The 13,905-nt window shown below is 46.1% G+C and carries 8 protein-coding genes and 2 rRNA genes; 9 read left to right on the forward strand and 1 reads right to left on the reverse strand.

What is annotated here, in order from left to right; genetic code table 11:
* The first annotated feature begins 106 nt into the window (after positions 1-106).
* Together HHK01_RS00190 and rrf are read left to right on the forward strand one after the other, a co-directional pair.
* Positions 107-3,031, forward strand: a 23S ribosomal RNA gene (locus HHK01_RS00190).
* A gap of 172 nt (positions 3,032-3,203) precedes the next feature.
* A 5S ribosomal RNA gene (gene rrf / locus HHK01_RS00195) occupies positions 3,204-3,320 on the forward strand.
* 679 nt (positions 3,321-3,999) lie between these two features.
* Here the strand turns inward: rrf and HHK01_RS00200 are convergent.
* Positions 4,000-4,725 (reverse strand): DsbA family oxidoreductase, encoded by a 726-nt coding sequence (locus tag HHK01_RS00200; RefSeq protein WP_170005878.1) that lies wholly within the window; start codon positions 4,723-4,725, stop codon positions 4,000-4,002.
* Positions 4,726-4,996: 271 nt separating this feature from the next.
* Here HHK01_RS00200 and HHK01_RS00205 point away from each other — a divergent pair, with 271 nt between their 5' ends.
* The 7 genes from HHK01_RS00205 (at position 4,997) to HHK01_RS00235 (ending at position 13,858) form a co-directional block, all read left to right on the forward strand.
* Entirely contained in the window at positions 4,997-5,473 is a 477-nt protein-coding gene (locus HHK01_RS00205; RefSeq protein WP_170005879.1) for a CtsR family transcriptional regulator, read from the forward strand.
* Between the two features lie 5 nt (positions 5,474-5,478).
* Entirely contained in the window at positions 5,479-6,033 is a 555-nt protein-coding gene (locus tag HHK01_RS00210) for a protein-arginine kinase activator protein McsA (protein WP_170005880.1), read from the forward strand.
* Positions 6,033-7,103: a protein-arginine kinase McsB gene (locus tag HHK01_RS00215; protein WP_170005881.1), complete on the forward strand. Its 1,071-nt coding sequence runs from the start codon at positions 6,033-6,035 to the stop codon at positions 7,101-7,103. Before HHK01_RS00210 ends, HHK01_RS00215 begins: the two co-directional genes overlap by 1 nt.
* A 13-nt stretch (positions 7,104-7,116) precedes the next feature.
* The gene (gene clpC, locus HHK01_RS00220; RefSeq protein ID WP_170005882.1) at positions 7,117-9,561 is read left to right on the forward strand and encodes an ATP-dependent protease ATP-binding subunit ClpC; all 2,445 of its coding nucleotides are present in this window, start codon (positions 7,117-7,119) and stop codon (positions 9,559-9,561) included.
* A gap of 333 nt (positions 9,562-9,894) precedes the next feature.
* Positions 9,895-11,268 (forward strand): DNA repair protein RadA, encoded by a 1,374-nt coding sequence (gene radA, locus HHK01_RS00225; protein WP_170005883.1) that lies wholly within the window; start codon positions 9,895-9,897, stop codon positions 11,266-11,268.
* Between the two features lie 51 nt (positions 11,269-11,319).
* On the forward strand, positions 11,320-12,363 hold the full coding sequence (disA, locus tag HHK01_RS00230) for a DNA integrity scanning diadenylate cyclase DisA (RefSeq protein ID WP_170008591.1): 1,044 nt from the start codon (positions 11,320-11,322) through the stop codon (positions 12,361-12,363).
* Positions 12,364-12,763: 400 nt separating this feature from the next.
* Positions 12,764-13,858, forward strand: coding sequence for a PIN/TRAM domain-containing protein (locus HHK01_RS00235; protein ID WP_170005884.1), 1,095 nt, complete (start codon positions 12,764-12,766; stop codon positions 13,856-13,858).
* The last annotated feature ends 47 nt before the right edge of the window (positions 13,859-13,905 follow it).

Genomic DNA, 13,905 nt, shown 5'->3' on the forward strand with positions numbered 1-13,905 from the left:
GTCGTGATATGAGCCTTTCATCCAAAAAAAGAACACCGAGTCGTAGTTCAATCACCAACAGTTGGTGTTGTTTTATTCGCAGACAACGCAAGCCAACTTATTTTTAAGAGAAGTTAGTAAGGGCGCACGGTGAATGCCTTGGTACTAGGAGCCGATGAAGGACGGGACGAACACCGATATGCTTCGGGGAGCTGTAAGTAAGCTTTGATCCGGAGATTTCCGAATGGGGAAACCCACTGCCCGTAATGGGGTAGTATTCTTACCTGAATACATAGGGTAAGAAAGGCAGACCCGGGGAACTGAAACATCTTAGTACCCGGAGGAAGAGAAAGCAAATGCGATTCCCTGAGTAGCGGCGAGCGAAACGGGAACAGCCCAAACCAAGAGGCTTGCCTCTTGGGGTTGTAGGACACTCTATACGGAGTTACAAAGGAACAGGGTAGACGAAGCGATCTGGAAAGGTCCGTCAAAGAAGGTAATAACCCTGTAGTTAAAATCCTGTTCCCTCCAGAGTGGATCCTGAGTACGGCGAGACACGAGAAATCTCGTCGGAATCCGGGAGGACCATCTCCCAAGGCTAAATACTCCCTAGTAACCGATAGTGAACCAGTACCGTGAGGGAAAGGTGAAAAGCACCCCTGGCGGGGAGTGAAAAAGATCCTGAAACCGTGTGCTTACAAGTAGTCAGAGCCCGTTAAAGGGTGATGGCGTGCCTTTTGTAGAATGAACCGGCGAGTTACGATTTCATGCAAGGTTAAGCTGATAAAGTGGAGCCGCAGCGAAAGCGAGTCTGAATAGGGCGAATGAGTATGAGGTCGTAGACCCGAAACCAGGTGATCTACCCATGTCCAGGGTGAAGGTAAGGTAACACTTACTGGAGGCCCGAACCCACGCACGTTGAAAAGTGCGGGGATGAGGTGTGGGTAGGGGTGAAATGCCAATCGAACCTGGAGATAGCTGGTTCTCTCCGAAATAGCTTTAGGGCTAGCCTCAAGTAAGAGAGTCTTGGAGGTAGAGCACTGTTTGGACTAGGGGCCCTCATCGGGTTACCGAATTCAGACAAACTCCGAATGCCAATGACTTGTTTCTTGGGAGTCAGACTGCGAGTGATAAGATCCGTAGTCAAGAGGGAAACAGCCCAGACCGCCAGCTAAGGTCCCAAAGTATACGTTAAGTGGAAAAGGATGTGGAGTTGCTTAGACAACCAGGATGTTGGCTTAGAAGCAGCCACCATTGAAAGAGTGCGTAATAGCTCACTGGTCGAGTGACTCTGCGCCGAAAATGTATCGGGGCTAAACGTATCACCGAAGCTGCGGATTCCGTAAGGAATGGTAGGAGAGCGTTCTAAGGGCTGAGAAGCAAGATCGTAAGGACTTGTGGAGCGCTTAGAAGTGAGAATGCCGGTATGAGTAGCGAAAGAAGGGTGAGAATCCCTTCCACCGAATGCCTAAGGTTTCCTGAGGAAGGCTCGTCCGCTCAGGGTAAGTCGGGACCTAAGCCGAGGCCGAAAGGCGTAGGCGATGGACAACAGGTTGAAATTCCTGTACCACCTCACTTCCGTTTGAGCAATGGGGGGACGCAGGAGGATAGGGTAAGCGCGCTATTGGATGCGCGTCCAAATCGTAAGGCTGAAGGGTAGGCAAATCCGCCCTTCACAGAAGGCTGAGCGATGATGGCGAGGGAAATAAAGTACCGAAGTTCCTGATTTCACACTGCCAAGAAAAGCCTCTAGCGAGGAAGCAGGTGCCCGTACCGCAAACCGACACAGGTAGGCGAGGAGAGAATCCTAAGGTGATCGAGAGAACTCTCGTTAAGGAACTCGGCAAAATGACCCCGTAACTTCGGGAGAAGGGGTGCTCTTCTGGGTGAATAGCCCGGAGGAGCCGCAGTGAATAGGCCCAGGCGACTGTTTAGCAAAAACACAGGTCTCTGCGAAGCCGTAAGGCGAAGTATAGGGGCTGACGCCTGCCCGGTGCTGGAAGGTTAAGAGGAGAGGTTAGCTTACGCGAAGCTTTGAATCGAAGCCCCAGTAAACGGCGGCCGTAACTATAACGGTCCTAAGGTAGCGAAATTCCTTGTCGGGTAAGTTCCGACCCGCACGAAAGGCGCAACGATCTGGGCACTGTCTCAACGAGAGACTCGGTGAAATTATAGTACCTGTGAAGATGCAGGTTACCCGCGACAGGACGGAAAGACCCCGTGGAGCTTTACTGTAGCCTGATATTGAATTTTGGTACAGCTTGTACAGGATAGGTAGGAGCCTATGAAACGTGAGCGCTAGCTTACGTGGAGGCGTCGGTGGGATACTACCCTGGCTGTATTGAACTTCTAACCCACGCCCCTCATCGGGGCGGGAGACAGTGTCAGGTGGGCAGTTTGACTGGGGCGGTCGCCTCCTAAAGAGTAACGGAGGCGCCCAAAGGTTCCCTCAGAATGGTTGGAAATCATTCGTAGAGTGTAAAGGCACAAGGGAGCTTGACTGCGAGACCTACAAGTCGAGCAGGGTCGAAAGACGGGCTTAGTGATCCGGTGGTTCCGCATGGAAGGGCCATCGCTCAACGGATAAAAGCTACCCCGGGGATAACAGGCTTATCTCCCCCAAGAGTCCACATCGACGGGGAGGTTTGGCACCTCGATGTCGGCTCATCGCATCCTGGGGCTGTAGTCGGTCCCAAGGGTTGGGCTGTTCGCCCATTAAAGCGGTACGCGAGCTGGGTTCAGAACGTCGTGAGACAGTTCGGTCCCTATCCGTCGTGGGCGTAGGAAATTTGAGAGGAGCTGTCCTTAGTACGAGAGGACCGGGATGGACGCACCGCTGGTGTACCAGTTGTCTTGCCAAAGGCATCGCTGGGTAGCTACGTGCGGACGGGATAAGTGCTGAAAGCATCTAAGCATGAAGCCCCCCTCAAGATGAGATTTCCCATTGCCTAGCAAGTAAGATCCCTGGAAGATGACCAGGTAGATAGGTCTGAGGTGGAAGCACGGTGACGTGTGGAGCTGACAGATACTAATCGATCGAGGACTTCTCTAACGATTTAAACTCGGTAGTCGTGAACCGTATGATCTAGTTTTGAAGGAATATGAAATCAATATGTTTACACATATTGATCAGCATACACCCTTCACCACCCTGTAATATGCAGGGCGAGGTTTCGAGAAGCAAGCTGACGCAGAGATGCGCCGCTTATCGAAAGCCGCAGCAATTTGGTGATGATGGCGAAGAGGCTACACCCGTACCCATCCCGAACACGGAAGTTAAGCTCTTCAGCGCCGATGGTAATTGGGGGCTGTCCCCCTGTGAGAGTAGGACATCGCCAAGCGAATGCGAAGAAAAAGGTGAGTTCCCCGCAGACTGTGATTTGTTTAGAACGCGGGGGACAGCCAACTCGGCGGAAGGCATGTTAAGAACGCGCCGTCCATGGCGCAACACATGCACACCAACGTCCTGTTGGCGTGAGAGTAGGACATCGCCAAGTAATTAGAGAACCTGTAAAGGGTTCTTTTTTTTATTGAGAAAAACGTCTTCAACGAACTAAACTTTCTGAGAACCGAGAAGCAAGGAATTCGAGGAAGCAAAGGGAGTGAACACCGGAGCGTACAGCGTACGTGAGGATGTGAACGAGTGAAGTCTGACGAAGAAGTCCGCAGCTTATCGGCTCTCAGACGGAAGTTAAGCTCTTCAGCGCCGAGGTAATTGGGGGCTGTCCCCCTGTGAGAGTAGGACATCGCCAAGCGAATGCGAAGAAAAAGGTGAGTTCCCCGCAGACTGTGATTTGTTTAGAACGCGGGGAACAGCCAACTCGGCGGAAGGCATGTTAAGAACGCGCCGTCCATGGCGCAACACATGCACACCAACGTCCTGTTGGCGTGAGAGTAGGACATCGCCAAGTAAAAGATTTAAAGCTGTTTCTTGTATTTAACAAGAGGCAGCTTTTTTTGTGTGTGTAATAATAAAGAGGGGCACTCGCGACGTTTTGCACATCACGGGTGCCCCTCTAGTTAGTTGTTAGTAGGGACATTGCAAGTTGTATCATCACAGCTAGAAGCATCAGTACTACCTTTTGGCGAGTCGCTCAGAATAGTAAGAGGCTTTTCTTCACTCCATGCCTTTTCTAAAGCAGAGAGAAACACTTCAGTAGGTTGAGCACCTGAGACAGCATATTTTCGGTTGATCACGAAGAAGGGAACCCCTTGAATACCGAGTTTTTGCCCCTCTTCTACATCTGCATGTACAGCTTGTGTGTATTCATCGCTGGCTAACATGGCGAGAGACTCTTGTTGGTCAAGTCCAACTTCTGCGGCTAGTTTAGCTAGCGTATTGTGGTCACTGATATTTTCAGAATCGGTGAAGTAGGCTTTAAGTAATCGTTCGGTCATATCGCTTAGTTTTTCTTGTTGTTTGGCAAAGTGCATAAGCCGATGCGCATCAAACGTGTTTGTTGGAATCATTGTGTCGAAGTGATAGGTTAAGCCTATCTCTTTTGCTTGGTTACCAACATTTTCGTTCATCGCTTTTGCCTCTTCTCGGCTCATACCGTATTTCGATGCGAGTAGGTTGTGAATGTCAGTGTTGTTGTCGCGTTTAGCTCGCGGGTCTAGTTCAAAACTTCGATAAATGACCTCTATTTCTTCCTGACCTTCAAATTGAGAGAGGGCTGCCTCAAACCTTCTTTTTCCTATATAACAAAATGGGCAAACAAAGTCGGACCAGATTTCGACTTGCATGATGTAGCCTCCTTTATAGCACAGCGTTGTTACACCTTTTCGCTTAGTGCTCTGAAAATGTATTTTACTCTTCTCTATAGTTCCCTTCAAGAAAAGGGGCTTCACAAGGTGAACTTGTTCTATGAACAGAGGATTATCTGTAACGTAGAATGGGAATGATTAGTACTATTGTATGAGAGCATCTGAATTGTCAGGATGCAAATCCTTCTGTATAATCAAAGTCAAAGATAGTCAAAGTCAAACAAGATTTTATAGACAGGAGGAGGCATGGTTGAGAAATACCTCAGATATTATTGAAGCGTATTTAAAACATGTCTTAGAGGCAAGCCATGGTGATATCGTTGAAATTAAACGTAGTGAGATGGCTCACAAGTTTCAGTGTGTTCCTTCTCAAATTAATTATGTCATCAACACTAGATTCACCGTAGAGCGTGGATATGTTGTGGAAAGCAAGCGTGGTGGTGGTGGGTACATTCGGATTACGAAGGTACAATCTCATAATCACACCGCGTTAGTAGATGAGATATCACGGCGAGTTGGCGGGCATGTAAGCCAAGCTCATTCGAGTGCTGTGATAGAACGATTGCTTGAGGAGGGGGTCATCACACTGAAGGAAGCAAAAATGATGGAAAGTGTAATGGACCGTTCTGTATTGTTTATCGGGCTTCCTGAACGTGACCAGCTTCGAGCTAGAATATTAAAAGCCATGTTGACTTCATTGCGGTACAAAATTCATGAAAAGGAGTGAGTCTCGTGATTTGCCAAGAATGTCATGAGCGCCCAGCAACACTCCATCTAACTAAGGTGATTGGCGGAGAAAAAACTGAGGTGCACTTATGTGAACATTGTGCGCAGGAAAAGGGCGAGTGGGTCTTGCATCAAGAAGACTTTGGCTTTTCATTTCATCAGTTGTTATCTGGGCTCCTTCAAGGGAACACAGGATTTCAAGAGTCATCCCACCCTCTTCAACCTGGAAAAGAGTCCCAAAAGGTTTGTTCGGGATGTGGCATGACGTATACAACCTTTAAACATAAAGGAAAGTTTGGGTGTGCCACCTGTTATGAAACATTCAGGCAGGAATTTCCTCCTATTGTGAAGCGTCTTCATGGTGGCAACACGCAACATCATGGAAAGATTCCGAAGCGGTCTGGAGAATCTTTGCAACGGAAAAAGCAAGTTGCCTTATTGAAAGAGGATATGCAGACGGCGATTTCGAGAGAAGAGTTTGAACATGCTGCTGAGATTCGAGACCGAATTCGATCTATGGAGTCTTTTTCACCTCCTCCAGACGAAAGGGGAAAAGAATAATGTCGTTGGATTCATTTCTATCGAAGGCAGTGAGTTCGTGGATGAACGATGAAGGACCCGCTGGTGACATTGTTCTGACGAGCCGAGTGAGATTAGCTAGAAATTTACAGGATACGCCGTTTCCTACTGTGTTTTCAGAAGAAAAGGGACAAATTGTGTTAAGTCGTATTGAGCAACTTGTCCAAAAAACGTCTAACTCACATGTACCGTTAGAGTTCTTGGAGTTAGAGAAGCTGCAGCCTATTGAAAAAAACGTACTCGTTGAGAAACATTTGATTAGTCCTCATCTAGTAGAAGAATCGCGTAAAGGGGGCTGTTTGCTTTCAGAAGATGAGTCTGTGAGCATCATGATTAATGAAGAAGACCATTTGCGCATTCAGTGTCTTGTTCCGGGATTGCAGCTCAACGTGGCGTTAAATATGGCCAATCAAATAGACGATTGGTTAGAAAGTCATCTCGAGTATGCATATGATGAACAGTTAGGATATCTTACGAGTTGCCCCACAAATGTTGGAACAGGATTGCGCGCATCAGTCATGATGCATTTGCCCGCACTTGTGTTAACGCAGCAAATGAACCGGATGATCCCGTCAATAAATCAGCTTGGTCTCGTCGTTAGGGGCATTTACGGTGAGGGTAGTGAGGCACAAGGAAATATTTTTCAAATTTCGAATCAAACTACATTAGGTAAATCAGAAGAAGATATTATTAGTGACTTAACGAGCGTTGTTCAACAGATGATTGCTCAAGAAAGGGTTGCTCGTGAAGCATTGGTACAACGTTCAGGCATACAATTAGAAGATAGGGTGTTTCGCTCATACGGAGTGTTAACACAAGCCCGAGTCATGGAGTCGAAAGAGGCAGCACAAAAACTATCAGACCTTCGACTTGGAATTGATTTAGGATATATTAAACATATTAATCGCACCATTTTAAATGAATTGATGATTTTAACTCAACCGTATTTCTTACAACAGTTTGCCGGGAAGCCGTTGAAGCCAACTGAACGTGACTTCAGGCGTGCGAGCCTCATTCGAGAACGATTACAAATGGAGAAACAAGAGAGCTAGGAGGTAGAATCGTATGATGTTTGGTCGTTTTACAGAACGCGCCCAGAAGGTATTAGCCCTTGCCCAGGAGGAGGCTATTCGTCTCCGACATAGTAATATTGGAACAGAACATGTTCTTCTCGGACTTGTGCGGGAAGGAGAAGGGATTGCAGCAAAAGCATTGTACGGACTCGGATTAAACCCTGAGAAGATCCAAAAAGAAGTAGAAGGATTAATCGGTACTGGTGATGAAAAAGGTCAAAACATTCACTACACCCCTCGTGCTAAAAAAGTGATTGAATTATCTATGGATGAAGCACGCAAGCTCGGGCATTCCTATGTCGGCACTGAGCACATCCTTCTCGGATTAATTCGTGAAGGAGAAGGGGTCGCTGCTCGTGTGCTAAACAATCTAGGCGTTAGCTTGAATAAAGCGCGTCAGCAAGTGCTACAGCTATTAGGTAGTAACGAAGCGAATGGAGGCCAGTCAGGTGCAGGTTCCTCAAATGCGAACACGCCAACACTTGATAGTTTAGCTCGTGACCTAACAGCCGTTGCTCGTGAAGGTAACCTGGACCCTGTCATCGGACGTAGCAAGGAGATCCAACGTGTCATTGAAGTCTTGTCTCGCCGCACAAAAAACAACCCCGTTTTAATCGGTGAGCCTGGTGTCGGGAAAACCGCCATTGCGGAAGGTTTAGCTCAACAAATTATTGAGAATGAAGTTCCGGAAATTTTACGTGATAAGCGCGTCATGACTCTTGATATGGGTACTGTCGTTGCTGGTACGAAATATCGCGGAGAATTTGAAGATCGCTTAAAAAAAGTGATGGACGAAATTCGCCAAGCTGGAAATATTATTTTGTTTATCGATGAGCTACACACATTGATTGGAGCAGGTGGAGCAGAAGGGGCTATTGATGCTTCTAACATTTTAAAGCCATCGCTCGCTCGCGGTGAGTTGCAATGTATCGGTGCGACTACACTCGATGAGTATCGTAAATATATTGAGAAAGATGCCGCTCTTGAGCGTCGCTTCCAGCCTATTACTGTGGATGAGCCGACAGAAGAAGAGTCTGTGCAAATTCTACAAGGTCTTCGTGATCGGTATGAGGCACATCATCGTGTGTCTATAACAAACGAAGCCATTGAAGCAGCCGTGAAATTGTCCAGTCGCTATATTTCCGATCGATTCCTTCCAGACAAAGCGATCGATCTAATTGACGAGGCTGGATCGAAAGTGCGACTCAAATCATTTACAACACCACCCAATTTAAAAGAACTAGAAATGAATCTTGGTGAAGTGCGCAAAGAAAAAGACGCGGCTGTCCAAAGCCAAGAATTTGAGAAGGCGGCTTCGCTTCGTGATACAGAACAACGTCTTCGTGAACAAGTAGAAGAAACAAAGAAGACATGGAAAGAAAAGCAAGGGAAAGAAAACAGCCAAGTAACTGTTGAGGATATCGCTAGTGTTGTATCCAGCTGGACGGGTATTCCTGTATCCAAGATCGCTCAAACAGAAACCGACAAGTTGCTAAAATTAGAAGAAACGCTTCACTCCCGAGTTATCGGACAAAATGAAGCGGTCAGTGCGGTTAGTAAGGCAGTTCGACGTGCGCGTGCTGGTCTAAAAGATCCGAAGCGCCCCATCGGTTCGTTTATTTTCTTAGGGCCAACTGGTGTCGGGAAAACTGAGCTGGCTCGTGCGCTAGCGGAATCGATGTTCGGAGATGAAGACGCGATGATCCGGATCGACATGTCTGAGTTTATGGAGAAACATTCTACGTCTCGTCTTGTCGGCTCCCCTCCAGGCTATGTCGGTTTTGACGAAGGTGGTCAGTTGACCGAGAAAGTGCGTCGTAAGCCGTATTCGGTCATTTTGCTAGACGAAGTAGAGAAAGCACATCCAGATGTGTTTAATATTTTGCTTCAAGTACTAGAGGATGGCCGTTTGACCGATTCCAAAGGTCGTACGGTTGACTTCCGAAACACGGTACTCATCATGACTTCAAACGTCGGGGCGGAGCAACTGAAGCGGAACAAGTTTGTCGGCTTTAACGTGCAGGACGAAGGGCAACAGTACAAAGACATGAAGGGGAATGTAATGGAAGAGCTCAAACGTGCTTTCCGTCCAGAGTTCCTAAACCGTGTCGATGAAATCATTGTCTTCCACGCATTGGAAAAGGCGCAACTGAAACAAATTGTTTCCTTGCTATCAGATCAATTAACAAAGCGTTTAAGTGAGCAAAACATTAGCTTAACGCTTACTGAAGTAGCGAAAGACAAAATCGCAGAAGTGGGCTACGATCCAGAGTACGGAGCTAGACCATTACGTCGTGCTCTGCAAAAGCACATTGAAGATCGCCTTTCTGAAGAACTTTTGAAAGGGAAAGTGCTGACTGGAACGAACGTCACCGTTGACGTCGAAAAAGGAGAGTTTATCGTTCGTACGAGTGAAGAGGTTGAGCAAACAACATAAACGAACAAAAGAGGTGCCAAATAGAGGCACCTCTTCCTTTACATAGTAGCTAACATGGGTGGATTCTTGCTCGACAGGCCTGTCAAGCATCCTCTAGATCGTTCCCTCAGTAAAGTAAGTGTGCCTATTTTCAAACCCCCATTACGATAGATTTTCAGAAAGTGTTATATAGAAAAAAGTGAGTCCGAGGGTATTCAAAACCCATTCATTAAAGTATGGACAAAGGAGACAAAGTACCTGCTAAAATTAAATCGAGCTGTAGGGTTGTCTACTACTCTAGAAGAAGCATATTTTCCAAAAATTATCGGTAAGGTGTAGAGAGGAAGAAGCAAAATGGCAAAAAAGAAATCAGTGTATGTGTGTGGGTCTTGTGGGTATGAGTCCCCGAAATGGATGGGGCGTTGTCCAGGGTGTGGGGAATGGAATACGATGATCGAAGAGAAACAAATGACCGGTAGTGGACGTAAGGGCGCATTCCAACCGGCTGCTACTAGTTATCAAACAAAACCGACACCATTAAAAGATGTGGAAACCATTCAGGAAGCACGACTCCATACCGGAATAGGTGAGTTAGACCGTGTATTAGGTGGGGGTATTGTCCCAGGGTCGCTTGTTTTGATTGGCGGTGACCCCGGAATCGGAAAGTCAACGCTTCTTCTTCAAGTGAGCGCCCAGTTAACGAACCAACAGCAACGGGTTTTGTACATTTCTGGAGAGGAATCTATGAAACAAACAAAACTTCGGGCCCATCGACTCGAGATGCCTACAGATGAGCTGATCGTATACAGTGAAACGAATTTGCATGAAGTGATCGAGACGATAGCAGAGATCAATCCATCTTTTGTCGTCGTAGATTCCATACAAACGATGTTCCACCCGGAAGTCACCTCAGCACCAGGTAGTGTTTCACAAGTGCGAGAATGTACATCGGAATTAATGCGTATTGCCAAAACAAAAGCGATTGCGATTTTCATCGTCGGACACGTGACAAAAGAAGGTGCTATCGCAGGACCGAGATTGCTTGAGCATATGGTTGATACGGTGTTGTATTTTGAGGGAGAACGCCACCATTCTTACCGGATGGTACGCGCGGTAAAAAACCGCTTCGGTTCCACAAATGAGATGGGTATTTTTGATATGAAAGAAAGTGGTCTTCATGAAGTGGAAAACCCCTCAGAAATCTTTTTGGAAGAGCGATCAACGGGGGCATCTGGTTCTACTGTGGTTGCTTCGATGGAAGGGACTAGGCCGTTACTCGTCGAAATCCAGGCGCTTGTTTCTCCTACCTCACTGACCAATGCTCGGCGGATGGCAACAGGAATTGATCACAGTCGGGTCACTCTATTGATGGCTGTTTTGGAAAAGCGAGTTGGCTTGCTTTTACAAAATCAAGATGCCTACTTAAAGGCTGCAGGTGGTGTGAAGTTAGATGAACCAGCAATTGACTTAGCCGTTGCCGTGAGTATTGCATCAAGCTTTCAAGACACACCAACACAGCCACATGATTGCTTTATTGGTGAAGTCGGTCTTACTGGTGAGATACGGCGCGTGTCACGTATTGAAGGACGACTTAATGAGGCGTATAAATTAGGGTTTCGTCGGGTCATTATGCCGAAGAATAATTTGGATGGAATTCGTATCCCAGACGGATTACGTTGTGTCGGGGTATCCACGGTGAAAGAGGCGTTACAAGCAGCCTTTAGTTAAGTCAAATACATGCATATAGAGCGGAGGAGATGTCGATTGAGTGGGCAGCATATGTCAGGCATCTTACAGCTAATTTCCCCGGGTTCCCCTTTGCGAGAAGGGATTGAAAATGTGTTACGTGCCAACACCGGAGGGCTCATTGTTGTTGGATGCAACGACAAAGTACGGTCAATCGTAGATGGAGGGTTTCAAATTCATTGTTCGTTTACCCCAAGTAATTTGTACGAGTTGGCCAAAATGGATGGAGCAATCGTGCTTAATGAAACAGGAACAAAAATCTTAATAGCTAACGCTCAATTAGTGCCAGACTCATCTATTCCTTCATCGGAAACAGGGATGCGCCACCGAACAGCAGAACGTGTTGCCAAAGAAACACGAGCACTCGTGATTGCTATTTCGCAACGTAGAAATGTCATTACGCTCTACCAAAATCACTACCGCTATGCGCTGAAAGATATGAGCGTGATTTTAACAAAGGCAAACCAAGCTTTGCAGACGCTGGAAAAATACAAAGTCGTTATGGACCAAGCGATTGCTAACTTTAGTTTGCTAGAATTCGAAGAGCTTGTCACCTTTCAGGAGCTATTACAAGTGTTGCATCGCTTCGGCATGCTCATGCGTATTAAGAAAGAACTTCAGCTTTATTTGCACGAACTAGGAGTAGAGGGGCGCCTCGTTCGCTTACAAATGAAGGAGTTACTCACGGATCTGGAGACAGAAATGCTGCTGTTGTGTAAGGACTATATGGCGGACAAAGGACTCAAAGCACAAGGTAGTCTAGAGCGTTTCAAAGACATTTCAAAAACGGAAGTGTTTGACGATTCGTTCTTTCTGAAGGCTCTAGGCTTTGTTGGCCATCCGCAATTAGATGATGCGCTACTCCCGAGAGGATATCGTATTTTAAATAAAGTGCCACGTATCCCCCCGACTGTTGTGGAAAATTTAATCTCGCGTTTTCACACATTGTCACATGTGCTACAGGCATCAGAGGCAGAGCTAGATGAAGTAGATGGTATTGGCGAAATACGCGCTCGCAAGATTAAAGAAGGGTTAAAGCTCATACGCGAGCAATTGTTGGCTGACAGACAACTATAATGCTGTAGTAGTTCTACCTCGTTCGTGAAAGACTTCACAGATTTGCAACAATTGCCTACAGTTACCGTGAAACTCTTTATTCGCAAAAACGTATAACTAGTAGAGAACACCCTTTGGTAATCGAAAGCAATCTTTCATCCCCAAAAGGAGAGATAAAGTTGTCCAAAGTATACTGAGCCCCATCTTTACCGCACTGGACGTTGGTGTTCTTGTCATCTACCAATATGTCCTTGATCGATAGTCCTTAAAGTATTTGACTGCGTGTCACTTTGTCTCAAAACAGGAGTCAATTAAGACGATTCCATGTCAATAGTTTTACAATTTAAAAAAACAACTCGTAAAGACGTTTCAATTTGTGAGAGTTGTTTATAATGAATAAGAAAAGGGAGGTGATGGCAGCATGTTAAAGCGAATTGTGCAAGTTTGCTTTCTTATCATGGGAGGTACACTTGGGATTTTTCTTCTCCCAGCGCTTTTTACATTTGCCAATGTGCAAGAGTTGGTTTGGCTGAATAATTCGTATACCTCAGCCGTATTAGGTGCAATTATTTTTTACTTTCTTACTCTGTGGGCTGTTGATTATGTCATTGATTTTGTGAAATGGATAGAGGAAGCGCTCATAAAGGCTCCGATTACCGATTTGATTTTTGGTAGTGTGGGTCTACTACTTGGATTATTCGTAGCGTTTTTAGTAGGGTATGCGTTAAATACAATTCAAGTCCCAGTTCTAAACACTGTTGCTCCAATTATTGTGACGTTACTGTTTGGATACCTTGGTTTTCAAGTCGGTTTCAAGAAACGGGACGAGTTATTGAACCTTTTTTCCTTTGCAAAAAATCAAGGGAAAAGGAAATCGGGTGACGAGGAGAACACGCAGGGTAGAGAAGTACCACACAAGATTTTGGATACGAGTGTTATTATTGATGGACGCATTGCGGATATTTGTCAAACGCGTTTTATAGAGGGGACGGTAGTGATTCCGCAGTTTGTGTTGGAAGAACTTCAGCACATCGCTGACTCCTCAGACGTGTTAAAGCGAAATCGAGGACGTCGTGGGTTGGACATTCTCAACCGAATTCAGAAGGAACTGCCCGTCAATGTTGAAATCTATGAAGGTGATTTTGAAGAGATTCATGAGGTAGATAGCAAACTTGTGAAGCTTGCTAAGCTCACGGACGGGATTGTTGTGACGAATGACTTTAACCTAAATAAAGTTTGTGACTTACAAGGTGTAGCTGTTTTAAACATTAATGACTTAGCAAATGCGGTAAAACCGGTTGTGCTTCCCGGTGAAGAAATTAACGTACAAGTCATCAAAGATGGAAAAGAGCAAAACCAAGGCGTGGCGTATCTAGATGATGGTACGATGATTGTGGTAGAAGAAGGCCGTAATTATATCGGAAAACGGATTGATGTACTCGTGACGAGTGTACTTCAAACATCGGCGGGTCGGATGATCTTTGCTAAACCGAAGCTACTAGAAAAGGTATTGTAGGTATCGATACACTAGTATCACACAAATAAAAAATTCAGGCGCATCAC

The sequence above is a fragment of the Bacillus fonticola genome, from assembly GCF_012955605.1.
In the GTDB taxonomy this organism is placed as follows: Bacteria; Bacillota; Bacilli; order Bacillales; family JC228; genus Bacillus_CG; species Bacillus_CG fonticola.